General features: G+C 63.3%; 25 protein-coding genes and 1 other RNA gene. 7 read left to right on the top strand and 19 right to left on the bottom strand.

The window, feature by feature from the left end; genetic code table 11:
* Window positions 1-58: 58 nt before the first annotated feature.
* From ACXAJV_RS03180 to metF, 8 genes are all read right to left on the bottom strand, one after another.
* Window positions 59-1,162, bottom strand: coding sequence for an AGE family epimerase/isomerase (locus ACXAJV_RS03180; protein WP_475081845.1), 1,104 nt, complete (start codon window positions 1,160-1,162; stop codon window positions 59-61).
* 38 nt (window positions 1,163-1,200) lie between these two features.
* Window positions 1,201-1,962: a YebC/PmpR family DNA-binding transcriptional regulator gene (locus tag ACXAJV_RS03175; protein ID WP_475081842.1), complete on the bottom strand. Its 762-nt coding sequence runs from the start codon at window positions 1,960-1,962 to the stop codon at window positions 1,201-1,203.
* Between the two features lie 112 nt (window positions 1,963-2,074).
* Window positions 2,075-3,187 (bottom strand): mannose-1-phosphate guanylyltransferase/mannose-6-phosphate isomerase, encoded by a 1,113-nt coding sequence (locus ACXAJV_RS03170; protein ID WP_475083280.1) that lies wholly within the window; start codon window positions 3,185-3,187, stop codon window positions 2,075-2,077.
* Window positions 3,188-3,284: 97 nt separating this feature from the next.
* Window positions 3,285-3,560, bottom strand: a complete 276-nt coding sequence (locus tag ACXAJV_RS03165) for a hypothetical protein (RefSeq protein ID WP_475081841.1) — start codon at window positions 3,558-3,560, stop codon at window positions 3,285-3,287.
* Between the two features lie 261 nt (window positions 3,561-3,821).
* Window positions 3,822-4,637 (bottom strand): TIGR00282 family metallophosphoesterase, encoded by an 816-nt coding sequence (locus ACXAJV_RS03160; RefSeq protein ID WP_475081839.1) that lies wholly within the window; start codon window positions 4,635-4,637, stop codon window positions 3,822-3,824.
* A gap of 79 nt (window positions 4,638-4,716) precedes the next feature.
* The gene (gene metH / locus ACXAJV_RS03155) at window positions 4,717-7,374 is read right to left on the bottom strand and encodes a methionine synthase (RefSeq protein WP_475081837.1); all 2,658 of its coding nucleotides are present in this window, start codon (window positions 7,372-7,374) and stop codon (window positions 4,717-4,719) included.
* Between the two features lie 13 nt (window positions 7,375-7,387).
* Window positions 7,388-8,446: a homocysteine S-methyltransferase family protein gene (locus ACXAJV_RS03150; protein ID WP_475081834.1), complete on the bottom strand. Its 1,059-nt coding sequence runs from the start codon at window positions 8,444-8,446 to the stop codon at window positions 7,388-7,390.
* Entirely contained in the window at window positions 8,446-9,351 is a 906-nt protein-coding gene (metF, locus tag ACXAJV_RS03145; RefSeq protein ID WP_475081832.1) for a methylenetetrahydrofolate reductase [NAD(P)H], read from the bottom strand. Before metF ends, ACXAJV_RS03150 begins: the two co-directional genes overlap by 1 nt.
* A 241-nt stretch (window positions 9,352-9,592) precedes the next feature.
* Between metF and metK the strand changes: the two genes are divergently transcribed.
* Together metK and ahcY are read left to right on the top strand one after the other, a co-directional pair.
* The gene (gene metK / locus ACXAJV_RS03140; RefSeq protein ID WP_475081830.1) at window positions 9,593-10,759 is read left to right on the top strand and encodes a methionine adenosyltransferase; all 1,167 of its coding nucleotides are present in this window, start codon (window positions 9,593-9,595) and stop codon (window positions 10,757-10,759) included.
* Between the two features lie 113 nt (window positions 10,760-10,872).
* Window positions 10,873-12,300, top strand: coding sequence for an adenosylhomocysteinase (gene ahcY / locus ACXAJV_RS03135; RefSeq protein ID WP_475081827.1), 1,428 nt, complete (start codon window positions 10,873-10,875; stop codon window positions 12,298-12,300).
* Between the two features lie 65 nt (window positions 12,301-12,365).
* Here the strand turns inward: ahcY and ACXAJV_RS03130 are convergent, their stop codons facing one another.
* The 4 genes from ACXAJV_RS03130 to ACXAJV_RS03115 form a co-directional block, all read right to left on the bottom strand.
* Complete coding sequence (locus ACXAJV_RS03130; RefSeq protein ID WP_475081825.1) at window positions 12,366-12,941, bottom strand: 5-formyltetrahydrofolate cyclo-ligase; 576 nt, start codon at window positions 12,939-12,941, stop codon at window positions 12,366-12,368.
* Window positions 12,942-12,963: 22 nt separating this feature from the next.
* Window positions 12,964-13,123, bottom strand: a non-coding RNA gene (gene ssrS, locus ACXAJV_RS03125) — 6S RNA.
* Window positions 13,124-13,159: 36 nt separating this feature from the next.
* Entirely contained in the window at window positions 13,160-13,582 is a 423-nt protein-coding gene (locus ACXAJV_RS03120) for a cell division protein ZapA (RefSeq protein ID WP_475081823.1), read from the bottom strand.
* Between the two features lie 5 nt (window positions 13,583-13,587).
* Window positions 13,588-13,878 (bottom strand): DUF4164 family protein, encoded by a 291-nt coding sequence (locus tag ACXAJV_RS03115; protein ID WP_475081820.1) that lies wholly within the window; start codon window positions 13,876-13,878, stop codon window positions 13,588-13,590.
* A gap of 206 nt (window positions 13,879-14,084) precedes the next feature.
* Here ACXAJV_RS03115 and ACXAJV_RS03110 point away from each other — a divergent pair, with 206 nt between their 5' ends.
* Window positions 14,085-14,666 (top strand): hypothetical protein, encoded by a 582-nt coding sequence (locus ACXAJV_RS03110; protein ID WP_475081818.1) that lies wholly within the window; start codon window positions 14,085-14,087, stop codon window positions 14,664-14,666.
* Window position 14,667: 1 nt separating this feature from the next.
* On the opposite strand, the gene ACXAJV_RS03105 is transcribed toward ACXAJV_RS03110, so the two are convergent.
* Entirely contained in the window at window positions 14,668-15,666 is a 999-nt protein-coding gene (locus tag ACXAJV_RS03105; RefSeq protein WP_475081817.1) for a glycosyltransferase family 2 protein, read from the bottom strand.
* 113 nt (window positions 15,667-15,779) lie between these two features.
* On the opposite strand from ACXAJV_RS03105, the gene cysQ reads away from it, so the two are divergent.
* Complete coding sequence (gene cysQ / locus ACXAJV_RS03100) at window positions 15,780-16,574, top strand: 3'(2'),5'-bisphosphate nucleotidase CysQ (RefSeq protein ID WP_475081814.1); 795 nt, start codon at window positions 15,780-15,782, stop codon at window positions 16,572-16,574.
* A 100-nt stretch (window positions 16,575-16,674) separates the two neighbouring features.
* Here the strand turns inward: cysQ and ACXAJV_RS03095 are convergent, their stop codons facing one another.
* Both ACXAJV_RS03095 and ACXAJV_RS03090 read right to left on the bottom strand, forming a co-directional pair.
* Window positions 16,675-17,166 carry a GNAT family N-acetyltransferase gene (locus ACXAJV_RS03095; protein ID WP_475081812.1) on the bottom strand — a complete coding sequence of 164 codons (492 nt, stop codon included), beginning with the start codon at window positions 17,164-17,166 and terminating at the stop codon, window positions 16,675-16,677.
* Complete coding sequence (locus ACXAJV_RS03090; RefSeq protein ID WP_475081809.1) at window positions 17,159-17,710, bottom strand: hypothetical protein; 552 nt, start codon at window positions 17,708-17,710, stop codon at window positions 17,159-17,161. The genes ACXAJV_RS03095 and ACXAJV_RS03090 overlap by 8 nt, the downstream gene beginning before the upstream one ends.
* 174 nt (window positions 17,711-17,884) lie before the next feature.
* On the opposite strand from ACXAJV_RS03090, the gene ACXAJV_RS03085 reads away from it, so the two are divergent.
* The 3 genes from ACXAJV_RS03085 to ACXAJV_RS03075 all read left to right on the top strand — a co-directional run bounded on the left by ACXAJV_RS03085 (window position 17,885) and on the right by ACXAJV_RS03075 (window position 19,290).
* On the top strand, window positions 17,885-18,526 hold the full coding sequence (locus tag ACXAJV_RS03085) for a MarC family protein (RefSeq protein WP_475081807.1): 642 nt from the start codon (window positions 17,885-17,887) through the stop codon (window positions 18,524-18,526).
* A 199-nt stretch (window positions 18,527-18,725) separates the two neighbouring features.
* Window positions 18,726-18,983: a YjhX family toxin gene (locus ACXAJV_RS03080; RefSeq protein ID WP_475081804.1), complete on the top strand. Its 258-nt coding sequence runs from the start codon at window positions 18,726-18,728 to the stop codon at window positions 18,981-18,983.
* A 118-nt stretch (window positions 18,984-19,101) separates the two neighbouring features.
* Complete coding sequence (locus ACXAJV_RS03075) at window positions 19,102-19,290, top strand: hypothetical protein (protein ID WP_475081803.1); 189 nt, start codon at window positions 19,102-19,104, stop codon at window positions 19,288-19,290.
* Between the two features lie 58 nt (window positions 19,291-19,348).
* Here ACXAJV_RS03075 and aguB read toward each other — a convergent pair whose 3' ends face one another.
* The 4 genes from aguB to ACXAJV_RS03055 form a co-directional block, all read right to left on the bottom strand.
* Entirely contained in the window at window positions 19,349-20,203 is an 855-nt protein-coding gene (aguB, locus tag ACXAJV_RS03070) for an N-carbamoylputrescine amidase (protein ID WP_475081801.1), read from the bottom strand.
* Window positions 20,204-20,207: 4 nt separating this feature from the next.
* A complete protein-coding gene (locus ACXAJV_RS03065) occupies window positions 20,208-21,377 on the bottom strand; it encodes a serine hydrolase domain-containing protein (protein WP_475083277.1) in 1,170 nt (389 codons plus the stop codon).
* 6 nt (window positions 21,378-21,383) lie between these two features.
* Window positions 21,384-22,418, bottom strand: coding sequence for an agmatine deiminase family protein (locus tag ACXAJV_RS03060; RefSeq protein WP_475081799.1), 1,035 nt, complete (start codon window positions 22,416-22,418; stop codon window positions 21,384-21,386).
* 106 nt (window positions 22,419-22,524) lie between these two features.
* The gene (locus tag ACXAJV_RS03055; RefSeq protein WP_475081797.1) at window positions 22,525-25,776 is read right to left on the bottom strand and encodes a TonB-dependent receptor; all 3,252 of its coding nucleotides are present in this window, start codon (window positions 25,774-25,776) and stop codon (window positions 22,525-22,527) included.
* Between the last annotated feature and the right edge of the window lie 318 nt (window positions 25,777-26,094).

Here is a 26,094-nt window from a genome sequence, read left to right as displayed (position 1 = left end):
CTTTCGGTCAGCTCGAGGCCGTAGAGTTAGCGCTCACACAAGATAATATGAACCGCGCTCAGAGATGGCGTTCAACTTCCGCCAGAGCACCCACGAGGTGATAGAGTGTCGAGGCCGGCATACCCGATGCCAGATCCTCGCCGTCTGCACCCCGCTTGTCGATCCAGCCGCCCGGAACCACACCTTCAAGGTGCCAGCGAACGAGCGCACTGCAAGCCTGGTCGAGTTCGGCGCGGCTGCCCGCGACCGCGGCCGCCCGGACCCACTCGGTCTGCATCCAGGTGCGCGAACGGGCGTCGATGACGACGCCCTCTGTCGTCATGCCCGCCATCAGCAAGCCAGTCGGGGCGCTGCGGCCCTGTTCCATGGCACGCCGGTAGAGCACCGGCCCGGCCGGGTCCGCGTCCCGCTCCAGAAGGCGGGCGTACTCGGCAAGCAGCCACGTCCATTCGCACCAGTGCCCCGGCTCGACATGGGCGCCCTTTTCGCCATGCGGCTGCCAGTCCGGTTCGAAGAACTCCCGCAGCAGCCCGGTCTCGGCCACAAAGAAATGGCGATCGAAAAGGCGCTTGATCGCCTCGATCCGCGGCACCAGCGCGGTCTCGCCTGTCAGCTCGTAAAGCGACAGCAAGGCTTCGAAGAGATGCATGTGCGGGTTTTGCCGCCGGGGCAGGAGCGGCGCGCCGATCGCCTCGCGGTACCCCCCGTGATCGGCCGGCATGTGTGTGTCGAGAAAGGCGAGCGTTTCGTGTGCCATGTCGAGGAAGCGCCGGGCACCGGTCGCCTTCCAGACCCAGGCTGCCGCCAGGATGATGAAGGCGTGATCGTAGAAATCGCGCCGGCTATCGGCGACACGGCCATCATCATGCACCAGATGCACCCAGCCCGGCTGACCGTCAGGCGACCAGCCAATCCGCGCCAGGCGGTCCAGACCGGCTTCGGCAAGATCAGTGCGGTCGAGCCAGCCTTCACAGGCAGCGCGGGCAAAGACATAGGCCTGCCGAGCCTGGGCCCGCACACGCCGGATGTCACCGGCTATGCCGGCGCCGTCCATGTCAAGCGTTTCGAAAAAGCCACCATTGCGACGGTCCCACCCCCGCCCTGCCCAGAAAGGCAGTGCCTGGCTGCGGCCCCAGTCGGCGAAACGGCGTGCGTGCTCCATGGATGTCCCCGGCAAACTGCCCCCGAAAGGAGGTCCTATCAGCCCAGGGCGGCCATGTCCTCGTCGGAAACGTCGAAATTGGCGTAGACGTTCTGGACGTCGTCGCAATCTTCCAGAGCTTCCATCATCTTCATCAGCGTCGCAACCTTGTCGCCCGTCACCTCGATGAGGTTCTGCGGCTTCCAGATGAGCTTGGCCGAGGACGGGTCGTCGAACGTGCCCGACAGGGCGGTCACGACGTCCATCAGATCCTCGCGCGCCGTATAGATGATGTGCTCGCCTTCCTCATCCTCGTCACCGGCTTCAGAAGTAACATCCTCCGCGCCAGCCTCGATGGCGGCTTCCATCATCGTGTCCTCATCCGCCTTGGAGAGCGGATAGCGGATCTCGCCGACATTATCGAACATGAAGGCGACCGAACCGGTCTCGCCCATATTCCCGCCATTCTTGGCGAAGGCCGTGCGCACCTCGGCGGCGGCACGGTTGCGGTTGTCGGTGGACACTTCCACGATAACGCCGATCCCGGCCGGACCGAAACCTTCATAGCGAATGTCTTCGTAGGCTTCGCTGTCTCCGCCGGACGCCTTGTCGATGGCGCGCTGGATGTTGTCCTTGGGCATCGACTGGCCCTTGGCATTGGAAACCGCCAGGCGCAGACGGGGATTGGCGTCCGGGTCAGGGCCGCCCATTTTCGCGGCAATCGAAATTTCCTTCGACAAACGCGAGAACAGCTTGGAGCGCAGCTTGTCCTGGCGCCCTTTGCGGTGCTGGATATTGGCCCATTTGGAGTGTCCGGCCATGGTGACAATCCCTCTTCCTGCGGATTTGAGGGTCACTGCATACTCAGATTGAACGGCGATGGCCACTGCTCACGACACAAGACGACGCGCCCGACCCAAGCCGAATTGCCCGTCAGAGCAGGTCTGCCCGTCCCGCAGCCTGCAGCGCCTCGACGATCGACTTGACCGATTGGCCGGCTTCCCGGCGCACGACCAGAACAGCATCGGGCGTCTCGACCACAACGAGATCGTCAACACCGATCACGCCGACCTTCCGGCCCGTCGACAACACATAACTGCCACGCGTATCGACGAGATCGACGTCACCACGCGTTGCATTGCCGGCCTCGTCACGTTCGGCGATGTCCCAGAGCGCCCCCCAGGCGCCCACGTCCGACCAACCGATATCGGCCGGCACGACGGCCGCATTCTCCGTGCGTTCCATGACGGCATAGTCGAAGGATATGGACGGGCAGGCCGAAAACGCAGCCGCATCGAGTGTCAGCGTAGACGAATCGCCGGCGGAAGCTTCGACAGCGGCCCGGCTGGCCGACAGAACATCCGGGCAGTGCTGCGACATCTCGGCAGCAAGACGACCGGCTTCGAACAGGAAAATGCCGGCATTCCAGTAATAGCCGCCATCGGCCAGGAAGCCCTTGGCGCGCTCCAGGTCGGGCTTCTCCGTGAAAGCCCTGACGCGATAGCCGCCGTCCAGCGCCTCCCCCCGGCGGATATAGCCATAGCCGGTTTCCGGACGCTCGGGCTGGATGCCGAAGGTGATAATGTGGCCGTTCTCGGCAAGCCCTGCACCGGTTGCGACCGCGGCTCTGAAGCCGGCAGCATCGCGAATGTGATGGTCAGCCGGAAGCAACAGGATCAGCGCGTCCTCGCCATGCTCGCGTCGAACCAGCTCTGCAGCCACCGCTGCTACCGGCGCCGTATTCCGCCCCGCCGGTTCCACCACCAGGCGCACGCCACCGGCACCCATAGCTTCGAGCTGCGACCGGGCCAGGTCGCACTGGCGTTCATTGAGGACGACAACCGGCGCCTCGAAACGATATCGCTCCCCCCCGCCGGAGACGCGGCGAACGGTCTCCTGGAGCATCGTCCCGTCGGACACCAATGCGTGGAGTTGTTTGGGATGCGCAGTACGTGAGAGCGGCCATAGCCGCGTTCCGGAACCGCCGGACATGATCACTGGTACGATACGGGCCACGCGCTCCCCCGGAGTTTCCTGCGGCAGCATCATCCCGTGCAAACGCTTCAGATCAAGGCCCTATCTCAGGAAAAACCGGTATGAGGCTGCCACACCGCGTGACATGGCCAAGCCTGGCGCCCCGGAGCTAGAGGTAATAGCGTTCCTTGCGGAACCCGCTTTCCGCCGCCGGCGGGAAATCGTGAACCGACAGATAGGCCAGAAAGCGGCCGAGCACGTCGGCATTGTCTGTCTGAACCACGCGTATATAGGCCCCGTCGTCCTCAAGCCGCGTCGTGAAGACACACGCCTCGTCATCGCCCTGTGCTGTTTCCTTGTCGCACAGCCGGAGAAAATCCGTCATGTGCCGATCGAACACATAGGCGTCCTGCGCGCGTTCGAAGCGGATCGTCTGCTTGAACATGAATTCCCCCGCACTTACTGACCTGACTGGCATCACACGCAAGAATCATTCCCCCCATCCGCGAACGCATGCCGGCCCAGAGCGATCCATCGTGTGCGCAGTCCGATCCGCCTGAGCGGCGCGCGCCTGGCCGGCACCGGACATCACTGCGGGCAGGCCGCATAATCCGGTCTCGTCACGCTAGCGAAGGGGGGCAGACGATCAAGCGAGGCGAGCGGCTGGAAATGGAAGAAACCGCCGCGACGCATCATTTTTGTCACATCAACCGGGAATAAATTCCGCAAGCTGGCCACCAATCCGCACAGGTTCGCACCGCACAGCCAGGCCAGTCGCATCGTCCGTCTCGACGAAGACGCCGCACAAGGTCGCCTCTCCGGTGGCCGGCTCGAAGCGGCCCGAACGCATGCGCGTGGTGAAGCGGCGCAGGGGCTCTTCCTTGTCCATACCGATGACACTGTCATAGTCGCCGCACATGCCGGCATCGGTCTGATAGGCCGTACCGCCCGGCAGGATACGCGTGTCCGAAGTCGGCACATGCGTATGCGTGCCGACCACGAGACTGGCCCGGCCGTCGCAGAACACGCCCATCGCCATCTTCTCGCTGGTCGCCTCGCCGTGGAAGTCCAGCAGCACCGTATCTGCGACCACGCCCATGGGTGCCGCAGCCAGTTCCCGCTCAACCGCCGCGAACGGATCGTCCAGCGTCTCCATGAAGAGATTGCCCATGGCGTTGATCACCAGGATGCGGCGACCGTCCGGCAGATCGTAGAGATTGGCGCCGGCTCCCGGCGTCGATCCCACCGGATAGTTGGCCGGGCGCAGAAGGCGCGGTTCCCGCTCGATATAGCTCAGCGCCTCGCGCTGGTCCCAAGCGTGATTCCCCAGCGTGATGACGTCAGCGCCAAGATCGAACAGCTGATTGCAGATCCGCTCGGTGATACCGAAACCCGCCGCCGCGTTTTCGGCATTGATCACCACGAAGTCGAGCGCCAGACGCTTGCGCAAATCGGGCAGATGGTCCTCGACGGCCCGGCGCCCGGTCTTTCCGACGATATCTCCGAAAAAGGCGAGGCGCATGCACAGTCTCCGTCAGCTCAGGTTGGCGGATATGGCCCAAACGCCCGGCAATGTCCAAGCATACGCTGAATCAGGCGGATCAGGCCGCGCTCTGCGCACCCGGCGCATAGTCCAGGATCGGGGCCAGCATCCGCTCGCATTCCTCGACCGTCCAGCCCTTGCGCGCTGCGTAGTCCTCGACCTGGTCACGCTCGATCCGGCCGACGGCGAAATAGTGGCTGTCCGGATGAGAGAGGTAGACACCCGAAACCGATGAGGCCGGTGTCATCGCGAAGGAGTTGGTCAGGCTGATACCTGCATTCTCGGGCGCGTCGAGGAGTTTGAAGAGCGTGACCTTTTCGGTGTGGTCAGGCTGTGAAGGATAGCCCGGCGCCGGGCGGATGCCGGCATAGGCTTCCTCGATCAGCTCGCGCTTGGAGTGGGCTTCGTCCGGCGCATAACCCCAATGGTGTTTGCGCACTTCCTCGTGCAGCCATTCCGCCGCGGCTTCGGCCAGGCGATCCGACAGCGCCTTGAACATGATGGCGCTGTAGTCGTCCTTGGCCTTCTCGAAGGCCGCAAGCACGTCGGGATTGTCACCGGCGGTGACGGCAAACCCGCCGATCCAGTCTTCTTTTCCCTCAGGCGCTAGGAAATCGAACTGGCTGAGATGCGGCCGGTCATTCGACTTCGCGGCCTGCTGGCGCAGCCCGTAGAAACGGTCGAGCACAGTCTTGCGGCTGTCATCGGAATACAGCACCACATCATCACCGTCGCGATTGGCCGGCCAGAAACCGCAGACCGCGCGCGGCTTGAGCAGGCCTTCATCCACGATCTGTTTCAGCATCGCCTGGGCGTCGTCGAACAGCGACCGGGCGGCCTCGCCCCGATTGGGATCGTCGAAGATGGCCGGATAGCTGCCCTTCATTTCCCAGGTGAAGAAGAAGGGCGTCCAGTCGATATAGTCGACCAGCGTCGCGACCTCCGGCTCGAAGCGTTTCACCCCGGTCCAGTTCGGACGCGGCGGTGTGTATTGCGACCAGTCGCAATCCCAGCCCTTGCGGCGCGCCTCAGCGAGCGGCACGCGCTTTTTCGACGAGCGGGCGGCCAGGCGGCGCTCGCGGATCTTGGCGAGATCGGCGCGCACATCACGGGCGTAGTCGTCGCGGCCGTCGGACAGGAGTTTGGACACCACACCGACTGCGCGACTGGCGTCGAGGACGTGAATCACGGGCGCGACCGAGATCGCCGGATCGATCTTCACCGCCGTGTGCGCCGGCGAAGTCGTTGCACCACCGATCAGCAGGGGGATCTCGATCTGCTTGCGCTGCATCTCGGAGGCCACGAACACCATCTCGTCGAGCGAGGGCGTGATCAGTCCGGACAGACCGATCACGTCGGCCTTTTCCTGGCGGGCGGTTTCCAGGATTTTCTCGCAGGGCACCATCACGCCCAGATCGATCACATCATAGCCATTACACTGCAGCACAACGCCGACGATATTCTTGCCGATATCGTGGACATCGCCCTTCACCGTCGCGAGCACGATGCGGCCATTGGACGACTGGTCCTCGCCTGCCGCCTCTTTCTCCTCTTCCATGAAAGGAATGAGGTGAGCCACGGCCTGCTTCATCACGCGCGCCGACTTCACCACCTGGGGCAGGAACATCTTGCCGTCGCCGAACAGGTCGCCGACGACGTTCATCCCGTCCATCAGCGGACCTTCGATCACATGCAGGGGACGGTCGAACTGCTGGCGCGCCTCTTCGGTGTCCTCGACAATGAACTCGTTGATCCCGTGCACGAGGGCGTGCCGGATACGGTCGCCGACCGCAGCCTCGCGCCAGGAAAGGTCACGTTCCTTGCCCTTGCCGCCGCCCTGCCCGCGATACTGCTCGGCCGCCTCGAGCAAGCGGTCCGTGGAGTCATCGCGGCGATTGAGGATAACGTCCTCGACCAGCTCGCGCAGCTCCGGATCGATATCGTCATAGATGTCGAGCTGGCCGGCATTGACGATGCCCATATCCATCCCCGCCTTGATGGCGTGATAGAGGAAGACCGAATGCATGGCCCGGCGGACCGGTTCATTGCCACGGAAAGAGAATGAGATGTTCGACAGGCCGCCGGAGACGTGACAGCCGGGCAGGTTCTCGCGGATCCGCTTCGTCGCCTCGATGAAATCGACCGCGTAGTTATTGTGCTCCTCGATCCCCGTCGCGACAGCAAAGATGTTGGGGTCGAAGATGATATCCTCGGGCGGAAAACCGATCTCGTCGACAAGGATCTTGTAGGCCCGCTCGCAGATCTCGAACTTCCGGTCGGCGGTATCGGCCTGACCGGTCTCGTCGAAGGCCATGACCACCACGGCGGCGCCATAGGCCAGGCATTTCCCGGCGTGTTCGCGGAACTGGTCCTCGCCCTCTTTCAGGCTGATCGAGTTGACGATCGCCTTGCCCTGCACATTCTGCAGACCGGCCTCGATCACCTCCCATTTCGAACTGTCTATCATTACCGGCACGCGAGCCACATCGGGCTCGCCGGCGATCATGCGCAGGAAGACAGTCATCGCCTCGACACTGTCGAGCAGACCCTCGTCCATATTGACGTCGATCACCTGGGCGCCGTTCTCGACCTGCTGGCGGGCGACCGAGACAGCCTCGGCATAGTCGCCCTCCGTGATCAGCTTGCGGAAGCGCGCGGAGCCAGTGACATTCGTCCTCTCGCCGACATTGACGAAGGTGGGTACAGCAACAGCCATGGAATAATTGCCCTCAGGCGGAAAGTTCGAAGGGTTCGAGGCCGGACAGGCGCATCGCGCGCTCGCGCTTGGCGGGACGGCGCGGCTTGGCGCCCTTCACGGCCCCGGCGATGGCCCGGATATGCTCAGGCGTGGTGCCGCAACACCCGCCCAGAATATTGACCAGGCCCGACTGCGCCCACTCGCCGACGAAGCCGGACGTCTCGTCCGGGGTCTCGTCATACTCGCCCATATCATTGGGCAGGCCGGCATTGGGATAGGTGATGATACGGGTATCCGCGACCCGGGCGATCTCGGCGATATAGGGCCGCATCTCCTCGGCCCCCAGAGCACAGTTCAGCCCGACAGCCCAGGGACGGGCATGACGCACGGAATACCAGAAAGCCTCGGCCGTCTGCCCGGACAGGGTGCGCCCGGACCGGTCGGTGATCGTGCCGGAAATCATGATCGGACGGTCAATACCGGTTTCGGCCTTCAGATCGAGCAGCGCCTTGATGGCGGCCTTGGCGTTGAGCGTGTCGAACACGGTCTCGATCAGGAAGAAGTCGACATGCTCGGCCATGGCTGCGGCCTGTTCGTGATAGGCCTTGCGGATCGTTTCGAAGTCGATGTCGCGGAAGCCGGGATCATTCACATCCGGCGAGATGGACAGTGTCTTGTTGGTCGGCCCGATGGCCCCGGCCACGCCGCGCGGCTTTCCGGTTTCCGCTTCGATATCGTCGGCGGCCTCCCGTGCAAGGCGCGCACCTTCACGGGCAATCTCCGGCGCCAGCTCCTGCATGCCGTAATCGGCCTGGGCGATGGAGGTGGCCGAGAATGTATTGGTCTCGACGATATCCGATCCGGCCTCGAAATAGGCCTTGTGGATCACCTTCACAGCCTCCGGCGTGGTGAGATTGAGGATGTCGTTATTGCCCTTGATCGCCGACGGCCAGTCGGCAAAGCGCTCGCCGCGATATCCGTCCTCGTCCAGCTTGAGATCCTGGATCTGGGTACCCATCGCACCGTCGAGGATCAGGACGCGCTCGCGGCCCAGCGCTGCAAGCGCTTCAATTCGTTCGCCAGATGTCATCACGCCACTCCTGCGGTTTCGCGCTGATCGGCCTTCACGCCGAGCAGCTGGCAGGTAGAGAGCGCCAGCTCCGCCCGGTTGAGCGTGTAGAAATGGAAACTGTCGACACCGCCGGCCTGCAGCTTGCTGCACAGCTTGGCAGCGACGTGCGCGGTGACCAGCTTGCGCGTGCCGGCATCATCGTCGAGCCCGTCATAGGCCTCGTGCAGCCAGACCGGCAGGCTCGCGCCGCACAGCCCCGCCATCCGCTTGAGGCCGCTGAAGTTCGCCTGCAGCATGATGCCCGGCACGATCGGGATGGTGATGCCGGCGCGCTCCGCCCGCTCGCGGAAGCGGAAATACACGTCCGGCTCGAAGAAGAACTGCGTGATGGCGCGTGTCGCACCATTGTCGATCTTCTGCTTGAGCAGGTCGATGTCATAGTCGAAATCGCGGCTTTCCGGATGCTTTTCCGGATAACAACCGACGGAAATCTCGAAATCGCCGATCTTGCGGATCCCGCCCGCCAGCTCGGCGGCATTGGCATAGCCACCCGGGTGCGGCGTGTAGGCCTCGCCAATACCGTCCGGCGGATCACCGCGCAGGGCAACAATATGACGAATGCCGGCCGACCAGTAGTCGCGGATCACGTCATCAATCTCGCTCCGCGTGGCCGATACACAGGTCAGGTGAGCTGCCGGCCGGATACCCGTTTCTTGCACAATCCGCCGAACCGTCCGGTGGGTCCGGTCGCGGGTCGAACCGCCGGCACCGTAAGTCACCGAAACGAAGTTCGGCGACAGGGGTTCAAGCCGGGAAATCGACTCCCAGAGCGTTTCTTCCATCGCCTCGGTCTTGGGCGGGAAGAATTCGAAGGACACGTTCAGTCCGTTCCGGGCCTGTATCGTAATGCCGTCCGCACTCATGGGTCACCTTAAGCTTGCCCCGCCGGCGGGCAGCCGGTTTTGCAGGGCGTGTCGAATTCGTTGGCGCCAATCTATATCGCATTAACATGGCGACATAAAGATATCTTTATGTGAACGGGATTGAAAGGGGCGCTTTCACCGCGCCGCGCCGGCGGTGTTCTCAGCAAGAGGCTTGCATCCGGTGCGCGTATCTGCTCTACCCCACGCGATATAAAGCGATCTTTATATGAGGATATGCGCAGTGAGTAGACCGTCCTACATCTTTACCTCCGAAAGCGTTTCCGAAGGCCATCCGGACAAGGTGTGCGACCGTGTCTCCGACACGATCGTCGATCTTTTCCTGTCCAAGGACCCCGAAGCGCGTGTTGCCTGTGAGACCCTGACCACGACGAACCAGATCGTCCTGGCCGGCGAGGTCCGCTGCGCGGCGGAGATCGACAATGACGAAATCGAGCAGGCTGCCCGCGAGGCGGTCCGCGACATCGGCTACGAGCAGGAAGGCTTCCACTGGAAGCACGCCAACTTCCAGAATTTCCTGCACGAACAATCCGCCCACATCGCGCAGGGCGTGGATGCCGGCGACGACAAGGATGAGGGCGCGGGCGACCAGGGCATCATGTTCGGCTATGCCTCGGACGAGACGCCGGAGCTGATGCCGGCACCGATCCTGTATTCCCACAAGATCCTCAAGCGGATGGCCGAGCTGCGCAAAAGCGGCGAACGGCCGGAGTTCGAACCGGACGCCAAGTCCCAGGTGACGATGCGCTATGAGAACGGCGTTCCTGCCGGGATCACGTCCGTCGTCGTGTCGACCCAGCACAAGGCCAATCTCGATCAGGCCCAGGTGCGCGAGCTGGTTCGCCCGGTCGTCGCGGACGTGCTGCCCGATGGCTGGCTGCCGCCGGAAGACGAATTCTACGTCAACCCGACCGGTACGTTTGTGATCGGTGGCCCCGACGGTGATGCCGGCCTGACCGGCCGCAAGATCATCGTTGACACCTATGGCGGCGCGGCGCCGCACGGTGGCGGTGCCTTCTCGGGCAAGGACCCGACGAAGGTCGACCGCTCGGCCGCTTATGCTTGCCGCTACCTGGCCAAGAATGTCGTGGCCGCCGGCCTGGCCAAGCGCTGCACCATTCAGGTGTCCTATGCGATCGGCGTATCCAAGCCTCTCTCGCTCTATGTCGATTGCCATGGCACCGGCGAGGTCGATGAAGTGAAGCTGGAGAACACGCTGCGCCAGCTGGTGGACCTGTCGCCCCGCGGCATCCGCACCCATTTGCAGCTGAACCGGCCGATCTATGCCCGTACCGCGGCCTACGGCCATTTCGGCCGCAACCCGGCCGAAGATGGCGGCTTCTCCTGGGAGAAGACCGACCTGGTGGACGCTCTGCGCGGGCTCGCCTAGACCACACGAAACCGATAATAAGGGGCCGGCCGCAGCCATGCGCCGGCCCCGGTATTTCCGGCGCCACCCGGCGCCCCGTCAGAAACCCGAAACACGAAGAGGACCTGAAGGTCATGACTGCTGTTGCGGATAAAACCCAGTTCGCCGCCGACCACCCCCATGTCATCAAGGACATCTCCCTGGCCAAATGGGGCCGGACCGAGATCGAGATGGCCGAGATCGAGATGCCGGGCCTGATGTCCCTGCGCGAGGAGTTCGGCGAGGCCCAGCCCCTGAAGGGCGCCCGCATCGCCGGCTCGCTGCACATGACGATCCAGACCGCGGTTCTCATCGAGACGCTGGTCGCACTGGGCGCCGAGGTCCGCTGGGCCTCTTGCAATATCTTCTCCACCCAGGACCATGCTGCGGCGGCGATCGCCGAGCAGAAAATCCCGGTCTTCGCCTACAAGGGCGAGACACTGGAAGAGTACTGGGACTATGCCGACGCCATCTTCCATTGGCCGAACGGTGAAACCGCCAACATGATCCTGGACGATGGTGGCGATGCCACCATGTATCTGATCCTGGGCGAGAAGGCCGAGGCCGATCATTCCCTGCTGGATCACCCGAAGTCCGAGGAAGAGACCGCGCTCTTCGCCCAGATCCGCAAGCGCTTCGAAGCCACGCCGGGCTGGTTCACCAAGGCCAAGAACGCCATCCAGGGCGTCTCTGAAGAAACGACGACCGGCGTGATGCGTCTCTATCAGATGGCCAAGCGCGGCGAACTGCCCTTCCCGGCGATCAACGTCAATGACAGCGTCACCAAGTCGAAATTCGACAACCGTTATGGCTGCCGCGAGAGCCTGGTGGACGCCATCCGCCGCGGTACCGACGTGATGATGGCCGGCAAGAAAGCCGTCGTCTGCGGCTATGGCGATGTTGGCAAGGGCTCGGCCGAGTCGCTGCGCGGCGCCGGCGCCCGCGTCTATGTCACCGAGATCGACCCGATCTGCGCCCTGCAGGCCTGCATGGACGGTTTCGAGGTTGTGCGCCTGGACGAAGTCATCGCCGAGATGGACATCTTCGTCACCGCGACGGGCAATAAGGACATCATCACCGTCGACCACATGCGTGCCATGAAGGACATGGCGATCGTCTGCAATATCGGTCACTTCGACAACGAGATTCAGGTCGAAAGCCTGAAGAACTTCCAGTGGACGAATGTGAAGCCGCAGGTCGACCTCGTACAGTTCCCGGACGGCAACCGCATCATCCTGCTGTCCGAAGGCCGTCTGGTGAACCTGGGCAATGCGACGGGCCACCCGTCCTTCGTGATGTCGTCCTCCTTCACCAATCAGACGCTCGCCCAGATCGAGCTCTGGACGAAGGGTGATGAGTACAAGAACGAGGTCTACATCCTGCCCAAGCACCTGGACGAGAAGGTTGCCCGCCTGCACCTCGACAAGCTGGGTGCCAAGCTGACGGAACTGTCCAGCGACCAGGCCGACTATATCGGCGTGCCGCAAGCCGGTCCGTTCAAGGCGGAACACTACCGCTACTAGGCGATGTCCGGACTTTGAAGACTGTGGAACGCCCTGCCATCCGGCAGGGCGTTTTCATTTTGGGCTCAGGCGAAGGCTTGCCAGCCTTCGTCGGTGACCAGCGCATCGAGGCGTTCATCATGCGCCTCACAGGGCAACCGGTCGACGCATTGCTCGGGAAAGGCCAGACCGACCACGCGCACCTCGCCGCTTTTGCGAAGGCGGGCCAGCGTGCGGTCGTAATAGCCCGCCCCGAAGCCCAGGCGCACACCCTGGCGATCCACGCCGACCAGCGGCACAAGAACCAGATCGGGCACAGCTTCCGGCGCCCGGTCGGTCGGCTCCTTCACGCCGAAGACCCGGGCTTCCAGCGTGTCGCCGGGCCGCCAGCACCGGAAGACCAGTGGCCTGCCACGACCTTGCATGACCGGCAGACAGAGCTGCGCGCCAAGCGCAGAAAAAGACCGCATCAGGGGACCCGGGTCGATTTCGTTTGGCAGCGGATGATACCCCGCCACCACCATGCCGGCCTTTGGCCGCCAGTTGGGAGCAAAATGATCGACCAGTTTCGCCCGCGCATCCGGCCGGCCGGCCGATGCGGCGATCCGGTCGCTGATCAGACGGCGTCTGAGAAGGACTTTCTTGTCGCGGGTATCAGTCATGATCCTTGCGGGCAGCGGGTGTGACGGCTCCACTTGCGCCGGTGGTGCGTGTGTATCCCCACGGACCCGACAATTCAGGTGGGCGCCGCTTGCAAGGGACCACGGTCCCGAACAGAGGCAGCTCCCTTGTGGAGATGTACGGTCAGCGGGATAAACGCTCCTATCGCACGCAGCAGATAACCGTCACGGTTTCTATGTGGCGTTTTCCGGCGCCAGTCTCAAGCGCGGGCATCTGCGAGATGTGCAGCAGCGGCATCGCTCTCCTCATCCGGCCCGGCCGGCGGTTCACCTTCCAGATCGGTCGCAAAGGCCTCGAGCCGTTCGGCTACATCGATCAGACAACTCACCATGCGCTGGCGCTCTTCTGCCTGCAGGCTCGCCGCGCCATGGCGTTCATGGCGCAGACGTTCGATATGGCCTTCCAGCGCCTCGACCCGCCGCTCTGAATCCTTTTGCTCGTCGATCAGCATCAGGGCCGCCATCAGAAGGAGCCGGACATCGCCGATCTGGCCGACCTGTTCGACAATCCCGCCGACGCGTTCGTCAAGCTGTCCGGCGAGCTCGCGCAGATAGGCTTCCTGACCATCTTCGCAGCCGATGGTGAATTCGCGGCCGTTGAGCGTCACGGTGACCTTGGACATGCCGCCTACTCCTCACCCGCCAGACCACGCAGGTCCTCGATCGCCTGGTCGAGCGCATCGGACGCTTCCTGTGCGGCCTGGTGCAGCGCAGCCTCGCGACCGCGCGCCTCGTCCAGTGCTTCGGCCAGCCGCGCCCGGTCATCATCGGCATTACGAGCCTGGTCGGCCGCCGTCTCGGCCCGCTCGACGCGCGCCCGCATACGGCCGGCCACACGCTCGACACGCGTCATCGCGCCATCCAGCCGGGCTACGGCCTCCTTTAGCGGATCTGAGGGCAATTCCGGACGCACGTTCATACGCCCAGAATCGGCTGCGTCGGCAAAAAGTTCAAGTGACCTCTCAAGTTTCCCACCGGACACACTGGCGTTCGAGGCAGATGTCATCACCAGAACGCGGCCATTTTGAGTCCGCGACGAGCCATCCGCGGGCAGGGCGGCGCAATTGACCTTCTCGGCATCACGGGCCAAACAGTCGCTCCGGTAACGCGATCACGGGATGCGCGATGTTCTCCTTGCCTGACTGGGCCTTCTACCCGATTGCCGCTCTCGTCACGGGCGGCATGGTCGCCGGTGCGCTCGCTTTCGGCGATTCCACCAAGCGAACGCCGGAGCAGATTCAGGCGGAGGGCTTGGTCTATCAAGGCGATACGCTGAATGTGATCGGCACGGGAAACGGGCTGGAAGCGACCATTCTGACAGAGGGGCAAACGGCCTTCGTACGCATCGCGGCGTCGCGTGGCCCGCTCGACGGCATGCAATCGGCCGGCGCCTTCTTTGCGCTGGCCCCCCACGAGCTAGAGGCACTGCAAGGCCACCGCCTCCGCCTGACCTTTCGCGTCCGCGCCTCGAGCGACCAGCCGGCGGACGGCGTACGTTTCAACGTCTTCCTGCCGGGAATCGGCCAGGACGGATGGGAGCGGCACACGATCAGCGAAGACTATCAGGACATTACTTTCGACGTGTCTCCACCCACCTGTGTCTGGGATCACGGCTATATCGGCATCTGGCCGGACTGGGACCTCGAGCGCAACACGATCGACCTCGAACGGGTCGATATGATCGCACTCGAGAGACTGGAGTGCTGACCTAAACGCCCTTGTAGGGACGGATATCCGTCGAACGCGAGATCAGTCGCCAGGGATTCCACGCCATGGCGCGGGCGATCGCCCAGCTACCAACCTTCGCTCTGGCCTGGATGTTCCGGCGGGAAGATCGCAGCTCACGCCATCCCGACATGGCATCCTTGATCGCACGCCCGAAAACACCGGCCTGGCCAAAGCGCGCCGACGACACCCACATTGCAATCGTCGCGCTGATATGAAGCGGCAGGAGCACGATCAGCAGGCAATCAGGCGTATTCTTCAGAAAGACCCACGTCCTGTTACGCACGCCGTAATAGGTCGCAAATTCCGACCGCCGCCCCGACGAGGCATAGCCCATATGGTCAACGGCCGCGTCCCGCAGCTGGATCGCCCGGTGGCCGAGCAAACGGGCGCGGAAGGCAAGGTCGACATCCTCATTATAGCAGAAAAAACTTTCGTCGAAGCCGTTCAGGGCCTCGAAGACATCGCGCCTGACCATGGCGGCCGCGCCACAGGGCCCGAACACCTCGCCCTCCCCGGGCAGGCGGGAGACAGGTCGCATATAGGCGGCCCGATAGGCCAGCCCGGCCGCGTGATAAACGTCGCCGGCACCGTCCAGCAGGTCCGGCCGCTCGGCGCTGTACTGGGTCGAACCGAACAGGGCTATATCCGGATAGCGCTCGATCGCGGCTGACAGCTGCTCGATCCAGTCGGGCCGCGCGAAGGCGTCAGGGTTGAGAAAAACCACCCAGCGCCCCGAGCTTTTCTCGACCAGCCGGTTATTGCCGGCAGCGAAGCCCAGATTGGTGTCGGACTCGATAAAGCTCACCCAGTCCGGCAGGTCGGAAGCCTTCACCCGTTCCCCGTCAGGCGACCCGTTCTCCAGCACAAGGACCTCGCGCGGGCGTACGGTCTGGGCCTCGAGCGCGGCGAGGCACCGCCCGATCGTGTCATGGCTGCGATAGGCGACGATATGTACACAAATGTCCGGCGCCTGTGGCACGCCCTGCTCCAGTCCTGATCCCGCCCCCTGCATACAGGCTTGGCGCGGCAGGGCAATTCCCCTATGCCCGGGCATCGCCTCTTTGTGCCGTTTCTCACCAGGTTATGACGACGATGTCCCTGCCCGCCGACCGCAATGCGCTTGCCTTCGAATTCGCCCGTATCTGCAGCCTTGCGGCAGTGAAGGTGATGGAGGTCTACAACAGCGACTTCGATACGCGCGGCAAGGCTGATCGCTCGCCGGTCACCGATGCAGACGAGCTGGCCGAAGCCATTATCCTGGAAGAGCTGGCAAAATGCGTACCGGATGTGCCGGTGCTCGCCGAGGAAAGCTTCGCCGCCGGGCTGCGTCCGGATACGGGCCGCGCCTTCATTCTCGTCGACCCCGTCGACGGCACCAAGGAATTCATCAACAAGAACGGTGAGTTCACCATCAATATCGCGCTGATCGAGGACCGCATACCGACCGCAGGCTGCGTCTATGCGCCGGCGCGCGAACGCATCTTTGTCGGCGGCGAAACCGCCTGGGCCGGCGCACTGAAGCCCGGCCAGCCGGTCAGACGCGACAGTCTCGAACCGATCACCACGCGCCAGCCCCCCGAAGCCGGAAAGACGGCCGTGATGAGCCGCTCGCACGCCGACGAAAAGACCATCGCCTTTGCCGACAGTGTCGGCGTCACCGAAAAGGTTTCGGCCGGGTCCTCGCTGAAATTCTGCCTCGTGGCGGAAGGCTCGGCCGATGTCTATCCGCGCTTCGGTCCGACCTGCGAATGGGATACCGGCGCCGGCCACGCCGTGTTGAAGGCGGCCGGCGGCGACGTCCTGACGCCCGAAGGCACGCCTTTTCTCTACGGCAAGTCAGACACGGACTATCTCAACGGCGCCTTTGTCGCCTGGGGCCGGCCATAGACAAGGGGCGAGTCACGCGATGCCTCCCCGGCCTTCCACCATCTGAGCGCACGGCTCCCGCTGTTTCCCGGAAGCGTCCGGCAGGCTGAGCCCGACGGGGCTAACAGTCTCGCAGGAAGACTTTGGAGACCGCACGATAGCCCCGCGTTTCGAAGAAACTGTGGGCATGGTCATTGGCAATGCCACTTTCCAGCATGATCTGGTCGGCATTGTTTTCGTGACAGAGTGCCTCGGCCACTTCGAGCAGCCGCGACCCCAGCCCACGACCCCGCCCGTCTTCCCCGACCAGAAGATCCTCGATCGTCGCGATCATGGCACCGGCAGCGGTTTCGAGGGCGACCGCACACACGCCTGCAATCGCGTCACCCTGACGTGCGACCAGCACAAACCCGCCCCCCTCCAGACACGCCGCAAAGTCTCTGGCCAGCACGGCATCGAGATCATCCGCCCAGCGCTTTCCGTCCGGGCTGCGGCCGGACAGGATTTCCCCGTGCGAGATGTAGGCGGGCATCGGCCGGAGCTGGGCCGCCGCCCAGCCGGCTGCAGCCGTGATGTCCTCCGGTGCGAGCGGCTGGATATCAATATCAGGCATCGTCGAGCCACTTTTTGACCGTACGGCACTTCATCTGTTTCGCTGCGGCGGCGAAGAAATGCTTCTGACGATCTTCAAACGGTATGGAAAGGTCCGGGACCGTGCGGAAATAGGTGTCGAATATGCCCCGCATGTCCGGCGAATAGTGAAGCCGGTAGTCCGGCCAGTTGCGCCGGAACCAGCCCATCTCTGACACTTCGAGAAACCAGGACACCCAGGTCCCGAAAATCATGGGATCGAGATTTCCCCGGCTGCGCAAACGCACGGCAATCTCGAACAGGTTCAGGATCTGGAGGAAATAGTTATTGGCGACGACGGCCTCCTCATCATCCAGATCGACCGGCCTGTCATCGGGCTCGTTGAAGATCCGGGCCAGAACCGCGCGGTGTTCCGCTTCGAAGCGGAAGATGTTCAGCGCCTCGGTCTCCAGATTGATATAGGTGGAACGCCGGGTTTCCCGCGCATTCCACAACACGCCGATGATCAGCGCGGCAAACGCCGCGATGTCCAGCGTCCCCAGTATCGGCGGCAACCAGTCCGGCATGTCCCCTCCTCCGTCTGCCGCCTGCAGAATATCCCCCCGGAGCGCGCTGGACACACCTTTCCTCAGCCCGCCCACGGCCAATTTGCATGACTATCCTGCAAAGCCATGCCCGAGAAAATCCGTGACCTTTCTGCGCGCTCCGGTTATGCGGGCGGCCACAGACAGGACATCAACATGCTCGAACTCTTCACCTCCGCCCTGGTCACCTTCTTCGTGGCCATCGACCCGCCCGGCGTGGCGCCGATCTTTGCGGCGCTGACCGATGGCGCGCCGAAATCGCATCGCCGCTCGATGGCGATCCGCTCGGTAGTGATTGCTTCGGGTGTGCTGTTGGGCTTCGCGCTGGGCGGGGCCTGGCTGCTGAACGCCATGCACATCTCGCTGGACGCTTTCCGCGCGGCCGGCGGTGTCCTGTTGTTCCTGATGGCGCTGGAAATGATCTTCGAGAAGCGTACCGAACGCCGCGAGGAGCGCGCCGAGGAAATTATCGGCGAGCACGATACGCACCCGGAAAAATGGGACGACATCTCGGTCTTTCCGATGGCCATCCCGATGCTGGCCGGCCCCGGCGCGATCGCGACGATGATGCTCTTCATGTCCGACTCCACCAGTCTGACCGAACAGGGCATCGTGCTCGCGGCAGTGGCGATCATCCTCGTCTTCTGCCTGGTCGTCTTCCTGATGATCGGCCCGGTGATGAAGCTGATCGGCGAGTCGATGGCCGCGATGATCACCCGGATCCTGGGCGTCATCCTCGCTGCGCTGGCTGCACAATTCATCTTCGACGGCATCAAGGGCGCCCTGATGGGCGGCTGACCGCCCCGGCCGCTGCTCCGCTTGCACCGCAACGCCGAAGCGACTATGTCCCAAAGCCTGACTTTCGGAGACTTTATGTCCATCAGCCAAGAGGCCCGGTAGGGCCCGGTCACGGATGACCGGGCCTGATCGATCAACGCTGCCGCATGCGTGAGCTGCGGCCGGCGTTTTCGTGTGCCTTTTTCAAGCTGACATCATCATGGACATTTCCAAACCCGAGCAGCGGGTTCTGCACCTGCTCGCCCAGGGCGGCCGTATCGATTTCGAGAAGGACGAGCGCGGCCGCATCACCGACATCACGATCATCACGCGGGACGGATGGGCCTGGAGCGGCTGTTCCCTTGCCCTCTTCGCCAAGCTGCGCCGCCGGCGCTATATCGCGTCGCACAGAAGCGGCCCCTACCGGATCACCCGGCTGGGTCTGAAGCGCGTCCGGTCGCAACCCGACAACCGCTAGCAAACCGCCGCCGGCATCACCCAGAGGCCGGCGGCGGAAACCGGTCATTAGCCAAAACCTGCCATGATACGGCCCTGAAGGACCGCTACCGGTCTCTTGAGGGGGGAGTGGAGGAGTAATGGCATTCCGCCTGATTGTGCTGCTCACGGCAGCCGCCCTGTCATCGGCCGGCTTTACGGCTGCCGCCTGGAGCCTGACCCGCGGTCAGACCGACCAGGCGATCGCGTTCGGCTGGCCGGCAATAGCCGTCGCCATCACCGTTGCCATCCTTGTCCCCTTCGGAAAACGCCCCGGTTCGTCCGGCTAGAGCATTTTCAACAAAAAAGGGGACCGGTTTTGCGGTCCGAAAATGCGACCCCAAAAAGCTAGATCTTCGGTGTGAAGAACGGCGCGTAGAGGTCCTGTCGGCGATCCCGGAAGAAGCCCCAGGCCGCACGGTGACGCTGCAGGAAGTCCAGATCGTAGGTCGCGGCAACCACCCCGCTCTCATTGCGGCCCAGCTCTTCCAGCTTCTCGCCGGTATGGTCGGTGACGAAGGACGAGCCATAGAAGACCTGGCCATCCTCATTGCCGATGCGGTTGGCGGCGATCACGGGAATGACATTCGAGACAGCATGCCCCTGCATCGCCCGCTGCCAGCGGATGGCGGTGTCGAGGCTGTCATCATGCGGCTCCGAACCGATCGCGGTCGGATAGAGCAGCACTTCAGCGCCCAGCATCGTCATGCAGCGGGCCGCTTCCGGGAACCACTGGTCCCAGCAGATACCGACGCCGATCTTGCCGGCCTTCGTGTCCCAGACCTTGAAACCGGTATCGCCGGGGCGGAAGTAGAACTTCTCCATATAGCCGGGGCCATCGGGGATATGGCTCTTGCGATAGACGCCCAGCGCCTTGCCGTCGGCGTCCAGCATGACGAGCGAATTGTAATAGTGCGGCCCGTCGCGCTCGTAGATCGAGACGGGGATGACCACGCCGAGTTCGGCAGCCAGCGGCGCCAGGGCGGTCACGCAGGGATGTTCCATCGCCGGCCAGGCCGTCGCGAAGAAGCGCTCGTCCTGGACCTTGCAGAAATAGGGTCCCTGGAAAAGTTCCGGCGGCAGCACAACCTGGGCACCCCGGCCGGCGGCCTCGCGCACCAGCTCTTTCACGGTCGCGATATTGGCGTCCATATCCTCGCCGAATGCCGCCTGCAGGGCAGCCACCGAAATCGTACGGGCCATCCCGTCAGTCCTCCATAACGTCTTCGATCCAGTCGCCCGGCCCGTCGCCGGTGCGCAGATCCATCACGGTGGGCCACAGCCACCAGGTCGGCCGGTTATCCGAATTCCACAGCGCCACAAAGGCAAAGCCGCTCTCCGGTTCCAGTACAATCTGGGCGCCATAGCCCGACAGATAGCCCGAATGCAGCACCAGCGTGCGGTCGCCCCATTGATAGATGCGCCAGCCCAGCCCATAGGCCGTCGTATCGACCCGGTCGCGCAAGCGGCCCAGCCGGCGCGTCTCGCGCAGCGTATCGGTCAGCGGGCTGTGGATACGCACACGCACGGCTTCGTCCAGCCCGGGCGCCGTGCCCAGCTGCACCTGGGCCCAGGCAATCAGATCGTTCAGCGACAGGTTCAGACCGGAGGCCGACGGAATGGAATCATAGTGGCTGCGCGGATTGCCCGGCGTGTTGACCGTGCGCCGCCAGCCGCTGTGCGGCCGTGCCCAGGACGGCGACTCCTCGAGTGCAACTGTGCCGACCGAAGCCGTCGGCAGGCCGAACGGCTCGATCACATAATCGCGCAGCGCCGTATTGAAATCGGTCCCCGTGGCGTCCTCGACCACGCTTTCCAGCGCCGAAAAGGCGACATTCTGGTAGGTGTAGCAATCCCCGACCGGACACAGGAGATCGACCCCGGCAAGGCGCATGCGAATGCGGTCCGGCGCCTGACCAGCCTCAAGATCGAGATCATAGGCATTGGGCGGCAGGCCGGTACGGTGGCTGGCGATTTCCTCCAGCGTCGGCTGGCGGTCGCCGCGCAATTGCAGAACATCGACCGGGATCGGCGCGCTCATATCGACCAGGCCCTGTGCCTCGAGCACCCCCATCAAGGTCCCGGTAAAGGTCTTCGAGACCGAAGCCGCGCGGAACATCGTCTCTGCGGTCACGGCTTCGCCAGAACCGGCGGCCGTTTCTCCGTGCGTGTAGATAAACACCGGCTCGCCGAGCTCGATCACGGCCGCCACAAGACCGACCACGCGCTGGTCGGACGCGGCCTCGTCCAGTCTTTCACGCAGGGCGCCGAGATAAGGATAGTCTTCCCGCTCGGTCGGGCTGGCGCTGTCATTGCCGGCGGCGACCGGCATTGCAGAAGTGAGCACAAGGCCCAGGGCAGTCAGTACGCTTCGCATCAATCCTCACACTCCGGGCTGATGGCATGTGACACAATGGAAAGCCCCTCCACCGGAAAGTATGGCACGCGCTGACGATCCGACAACGGTGTGATGCGGAAACAGCGGACGCAGCGCTGCAATGGCCGCAGCCGCACTGGCCGTGGCATAGGTCGGCACGACCACATTGCGTGGTCCGATCACCCAGTTCATGTGGCTGGCGGGAACGATTTCGCCATCGCCCAGATCCACCCGCCCCGGCGACGGGATGGTGTAGACTTTCAACCGCCGGCCCTTGGCATCGGTCATCCGCGAGAGCTGCCGCGCGATCGATGACAGCACCGCCGTCTGCGGGTCGTCCTCGCCCGACGGCGCCTGACAGATCACGACGCCGGGCCGGGCAAAGCGAACGATATTGTCGATATGTCCATCGGTGTGATCGGCGACCAGGCCCTCATCGATCCACAACACCTTGCGCACGCCGAAGGCCTGCTTGAGCACAGCCTCGACCTGCGCCTCGGTGAGGCCGGGATTGCGGTTCGGATTGAGCAGGCATTGCCGCGTCGTGATCAGCGTGCCGTCACCGTCGAACTCCAGCGCACCGCCCTCGGCGACCAGGTCGACATGCCGTTCCGGCGCGCCGGCGATACGGGCGATCGCGCCGCCCACCGTATCGTCACCGGGCAGGTCATACTTGCCGCCCCAGCCGTTGAACCGGAAGCGGATGGCAACGTCCTTGCCGTCATCCTTGACGAAGACGGGGCCGGTATCGCGCGCCCAGACATCCCCGAAGGCCTCGCGCACGACGGTCGCGCGGCGGCCCAGCGCCTGACGGGCCGAAGCCTCCGCCTGGGCCGTCGCTGCGAGCACGACCAGATCCAGCGTTTCGCCGCGGACGGACGGCGCTGCAAGTGCGTTGAGAAAGACGCCGAACTCGGCCTGGGCCGGTTCGAGATCCTCTTCCCAAAGATCCGCCGCAGACGGCCAGCAGGTGAAGATCCGCCGGACCGCGGCGGTCTCGTGCGGCAGGGTGAGAGCGGGGGGGAAAGGCAGCGTCGTCATGGGCCGCGGCTCTATCATGACGCGGCCTCGCGCGCGAGACACAAAACGAAGAAGGGCGGCCACAAGGGCCGCCCTTCCACAAGTCCGGTTATCCGGAAAGTCTGGCTTAGAACTCGTAGCGCAGACCGACGCGCACGGAGTAGACCGAACGGCCCAGGTTTTCCGTGACGGAACCGTCAGCGTAACCGTTCAGGTAGTTGTAACGGTACACGCAGTCACCGGCCGAGACGCAGTTGGTACGCGGCGCATCACCCGTCAGGGCAGTGGCACCATCGACACCGTTTGCAGCCACGTCGGCAGCCGAGACGACATCAGCGGTCACGGCAGCAGCCTGACCGAAGGACACGGAGTTGTACTCGGTGCCCCACTCGTCATTGAGCATGTTCGCGACGTTGAAGATGTCGATCACCAGGTTCAGGCGGTTTTCACCCACCCACTGTTCCATCGACTGATTGAAGAACGGCAGTTCCTGCTGGATGCGCAGGTCCCACTGCTGGCTCCACGGCGAGGTCTCGGAGTTCTCTTCGAAGATCTGACCGCGGGCGATGCCGCGACCGTCGACGATCTCGTTGAAACCTGCGAGGTCGAAGGTAGACGCATAAACAACGCGGCTGTCGGAAACTTCCGGGATGTACAGCAGGTCGCTGTCATACGGGCTTTCGAACTGGCCAGCACGGCCGAACAGCGGGTTCGAGGAACCCACGTTGAACGTGTAGCTGAACGGCGTGCCCGAGGTGAACTCACCAACCAGGTCGAAACGCGTGGTGAGGTTGCCGAAGATTTCGTCTTCATACCAGAAGGCCGTCACGAAACGGTCTTCGACCTGGTAGGAACCGATCGCCGGGCTGACGAAGTTACGGTCACGCGTGACCTGACCGCGCCAGGAAGAGATGCCGCGCGAGGACGTGTCCTGCAGGGCAGACTGAACGTCCTGGTAGGCGTAGCTGATGTTGAAGCCGAGACCGTTGTCGAATTCCTTCGACAGAGCCACGGAGAAGACGTGGCTTTCGCCGCCATCAACATTCGTGAGCATGGTCAGGTTGGCTTCACCGAGCGACTGCAGATCCGGATAGATCGTGCGGCCGTCAGGTGCCGTACCGAGTGCGTAGCCGAGCTCGAGCTGAGCAATGTTCTGCCAGGCGAAAGCATCCTCGGACTTCGAGTACAGGTACTGAGCCGTGAACAGGTAATCATTGCCCAGGTTCAGACCACCGAAGTTGATGTCGAATTCCTGGTCGACGCGGAGCGAGGCGCGCCAGTCAGCCGGGATCTCGAAGTTCGGGTCGATGATGTCGATCACCGACGGTGCATTCGCACCGACATAGTCGATCAGGCCCTGCGGAACATCGAGCGAGGTCTGGGTACCGAAGGCCGACGCATAGACCACCGGAGCCTGGAAGGCGTTGGAGATCCAGACCTGCGGCGCACCGCCGGAGAACAGGCCGAAACCACCGGTCACCGTGGTGCGGTCCAGGGCATCCCAGCGGAAGCCGACGCGCGGCATCAGGATGTCCTTGCCGTCGAGGTTCGCCGTGGTGTCGCGACCATACAGGGCAGAGATCGCCGGATCGTCGAACGGCTCGTCATCCTGCTGGTAGTGCTCGTAGCGGACACCGAAGTTGATCGAGAGATCGTCGCGGATCTGCCAGGTATCTTCAGCGAACGCGGTGAAGCGGTCATAGCCCCAACCGGCAGCGCCGTCTTCGACGTTGTTCGTACCGACATTGCGGTAAACAACAGAAGCTTGCTGGTTCAGCAGGTCTTGCGGGCTGTAGAAGGTGAACTCACCGTTCGAGGAGTAGACGAACAGGTTGTAGAGCTCGAACTGCTCGTACTCACCACCGAAGCTGATGATGTGGTCGTTCCAGACATAGTCAGCCTGGCCGAAGATGACCAGGCGGCTGTCGTCGTACTCGTTGGCGTGACGGTAAGCATCACAACCGGCGACGAGGTCCGGAATCTGGCCACCGGCGTCGACGAGACCTGCCAGCGGCGTACCGGCGAGGTCGGCCGGCGTCCAGTCGTCGAAGGAAAGCTGCGGGTCGCTGCCACCAGCATTACAGAGCTGGCCGCGCACGAATTCCGTGTTGGAGATCCGCAGGGTCGTGGAGAGATTCTCGCTCCAGTCCGAATACAGCTGGAAGGTCATCGCTTCGACTTCCAGCGGCACGTCGTAGTAAGCCGAGTCATAGCTGTTGGACGAGGTCGAAACGTCGGATTCTTCGGTCGACTGGTAGGTGAAAGACGCACGGTGGTCGGCGTTGATGTTCCAGTCGATCTTGGCCAGCAGGCGCTCGGAGGTGGACGGCGTGGCATTGGAGATCGGACGCGTGCCGATGTCGTAGCCATAGGTGTCCTGGACCATCTGGGCGAGGGTCGTCCAGAATGCCGGATCGATGCCGTTATTGGCATCGGTCGTGCCGTAGAAATCCGAGTTCGCCGATTCGTACTCGTCGTAGGAGACCAGGAAGAACAGCTTGTCTTCGATGATCGGACCGGAGACCGAGATGCCGTATTCTTCTTCAGTGAACGGCGTCTGATCGACGAGCTGACCGTTGGTCACATTGCCGCGGAAATCTTCGTCAGCGCGATAGTAGAACAGCGCGCCATCGAATTCATTCGTACCCGAGCGGGTCACGACGTTGATCAGGCCGCCCTGGAAGTTACCGGAGGTAACCGTGTAGTCGGCGGCGACAACGGAGGCCGACTCGACGATGTCGATGTTGATCGGCGAACGGCTGGTCGCGTAGGCATTGGTGCCCAGACCGAAGTTGTCCTGCTGCAGCGAACCGTCGATGGAGACGGCGTTGAAGCGCGGGGACTGGCCGGCGATGGACATGAAGCTTTCGCCCGACTGGGAAACCAGCGGGTCGAGGCGCAGCGTGTCGATCAGGTCGCGGTTCAGCGACGGGGTGTTGGACACGTCGCGTGCGGAGTAGGTCGAACCCACACCATTGTTCAGGTCCAGCGTGTTGATGGCCTGGCCGGTGACGGTGATCACGTCTTCCGTGGCGGAGCTGAGACGGATGGTCAGCGGAGCCTGCGAGCCCGGCTGGATCATCAGGTCGTCGATCACGTCACCCTCGAAGCCCGGAGCGGACACGAAGACACGGTAAGGACCACCGACGCGCAGGCCGCCTTCAAAGAAGGAACCCGTGGACGACGTCACAGCCGTGCCGGACGTGCCGGACGGCAGGTGCATGATGGTGATGGACGCGCCGGAAACCGGAGCGCCGTTTTCGTCCAGCACGGTGCCGCGCAGCTGTGCGGAGGTCACCTGGGCGTGAACGGCAGCCGGAGCGGCAGCCAGCAGGGCGAGAGTCGCCGCGCTATAGGAAAGCTTTTTCATAAAAGACATGGAGCATGTCCCCCAATAGATGATCAGATGGGGGCACGGCCCCCGGGTACGAAGCACGCGCCTCGTACGCCGGGCGGAAAAACTTTCCAAGACGTACAGAAGAAGCTTTTGTGACACCCCGGCGGGTTAACCTTGGCGACAGATTGATCGCTGCAGCGCACCAATCGCAAAATATGTGTGTGCAGGCGCACAAAACCTCAAAATCCGGGATACCGACAGGTCCGGCGCCCGGAATTTTCTCCACCGAAGCCCTTTACCGGCTCGTGCGAAAAGCGCATAGGCTGCGGCGAAAATGTTACACTTTTCAGCAGCGGAAAC

The sequence above is a fragment of the Maricaulis sp. ABE4_448 genome, from assembly GCF_056160825.1.
The sequence above is the reverse complement of the archived record's forward strand: the minus strand, read 5'-3'. Positions and strand labels throughout refer to the sequence as shown.

Excerpts from the sequence above, each read along its gene's own strand:
- ACXAJV_RS03180 (WP_475081845.1), bottom strand. The coding sequence starts at position 1,162 with ATGGAGCACGCACGCCGTTTCGCCGACTGGGGCCGCAGCCAGGCACTG.
- ACXAJV_RS03175 (WP_475081842.1), bottom strand. The coding sequence starts at position 1,962 with ATGGCCGGACACTCCAAATGGGCCAATATCCAGCACCGCAAAGGGCGC.
- ACXAJV_RS03170 (WP_475083280.1), bottom strand. The coding sequence starts at position 3,187 with ATGCTGCCGCAGGAAACTCCGGGGGAGCGCGTGGCCCGTATCGTACCA.
- ACXAJV_RS03165 (WP_475081841.1), bottom strand. The coding sequence starts at position 3,560 with ATGTTCAAGCAGACGATCCGCTTCGAACGCGCGCAGGACGCCTATGTG.
- ACXAJV_RS03160 (WP_475081839.1), bottom strand. The coding sequence starts at position 4,637 with ATGCGCCTCGCCTTTTTCGGAGATATCGTCGGAAAGACCGGGCGCCGG.
- metH (WP_475081837.1), bottom strand. The coding sequence starts at position 7,374 with ATGGCTGTTGCTGTACCCACCTTCGTCAATGTCGGCGAGAGGACGAAT.
- ACXAJV_RS03150 (WP_475081834.1), bottom strand. The coding sequence starts at position 8,446 with ATGACATCTGGCGAACGAATTGAAGCGCTTGCAGCGCTGGGCCGCGAG.
- metF (WP_475081832.1), bottom strand. The coding sequence starts at position 9,351 with ATGAGTGCGGACGGCATTACGATACAGGCCCGGAACGGACTGAACGTG.
- ahcY (WP_475081827.1), top strand. The coding sequence starts at position 10,873 with ATGACTGCTGTTGCGGATAAAACCCAGTTCGCCGCCGACCACCCCCAT.
- ACXAJV_RS03130 (WP_475081825.1), bottom strand. The coding sequence starts at position 12,941 with ATGACTGATACCCGCGACAAGAAAGTCCTTCTCAGACGCCGTCTGATC.
- ACXAJV_RS03120 (WP_475081823.1), bottom strand. The coding sequence starts at position 13,582 with ATGTCCAAGGTCACCGTGACGCTCAACGGCCGCGAATTCACCATCGGC.
- ACXAJV_RS03115 (WP_475081820.1), bottom strand. The coding sequence starts at position 13,878 with ATGAACGTGCGTCCGGAATTGCCCTCAGATCCGCTAAAGGAGGCCGTA.
- ACXAJV_RS03110 (WP_475081818.1), top strand. The coding sequence starts at position 14,085 with ATGTTCTCCTTGCCTGACTGGGCCTTCTACCCGATTGCCGCTCTCGTC.
- cysQ (WP_475081814.1), top strand. The coding sequence starts at position 15,780 with ATGTCCCTGCCCGCCGACCGCAATGCGCTTGCCTTCGAATTCGCCCGT.
- ACXAJV_RS03095 (WP_475081812.1), bottom strand. The coding sequence starts at position 17,166 with ATGCCTGATATTGATATCCAGCCGCTCGCACCGGAGGACATCACGGCT.
- ACXAJV_RS03090 (WP_475081809.1), bottom strand. The coding sequence starts at position 17,710 with ATGCCGGACTGGTTGCCGCCGATACTGGGGACGCTGGACATCGCGGCG.
- ACXAJV_RS03085 (WP_475081807.1), top strand. The coding sequence starts at position 17,885 with ATGCTCGAACTCTTCACCTCCGCCCTGGTCACCTTCTTCGTGGCCATC.
- ACXAJV_RS03080 (WP_475081804.1), top strand. The coding sequence starts at position 18,726 with ATGGACATTTCCAAACCCGAGCAGCGGGTTCTGCACCTGCTCGCCCAG.
- ACXAJV_RS03075 (WP_475081803.1), top strand. The coding sequence starts at position 19,102 with ATGGCATTCCGCCTGATTGTGCTGCTCACGGCAGCCGCCCTGTCATCG.
- aguB (WP_475081801.1), bottom strand. The coding sequence starts at position 20,203 with ATGGCCCGTACGATTTCGGTGGCTGCCCTGCAGGCGGCATTCGGCGAG.
- ACXAJV_RS03065 (WP_475083277.1), bottom strand. The coding sequence starts at position 21,377 with ATGCGAAGCGTACTGACTGCCCTGGGCCTTGTGCTCACTTCTGCAATG.
- ACXAJV_RS03060 (WP_475081799.1), bottom strand. The coding sequence starts at position 22,418 with ATGACGACGCTGCCTTTCCCCCCCGCTCTCACCCTGCCGCACGAGACC.
- ACXAJV_RS03055 (WP_475081797.1), bottom strand. The coding sequence starts at position 25,776 with ATGTCTTTTATGAAAAAGCTTTCCTATAGCGCGGCGACTCTCGCCCTG.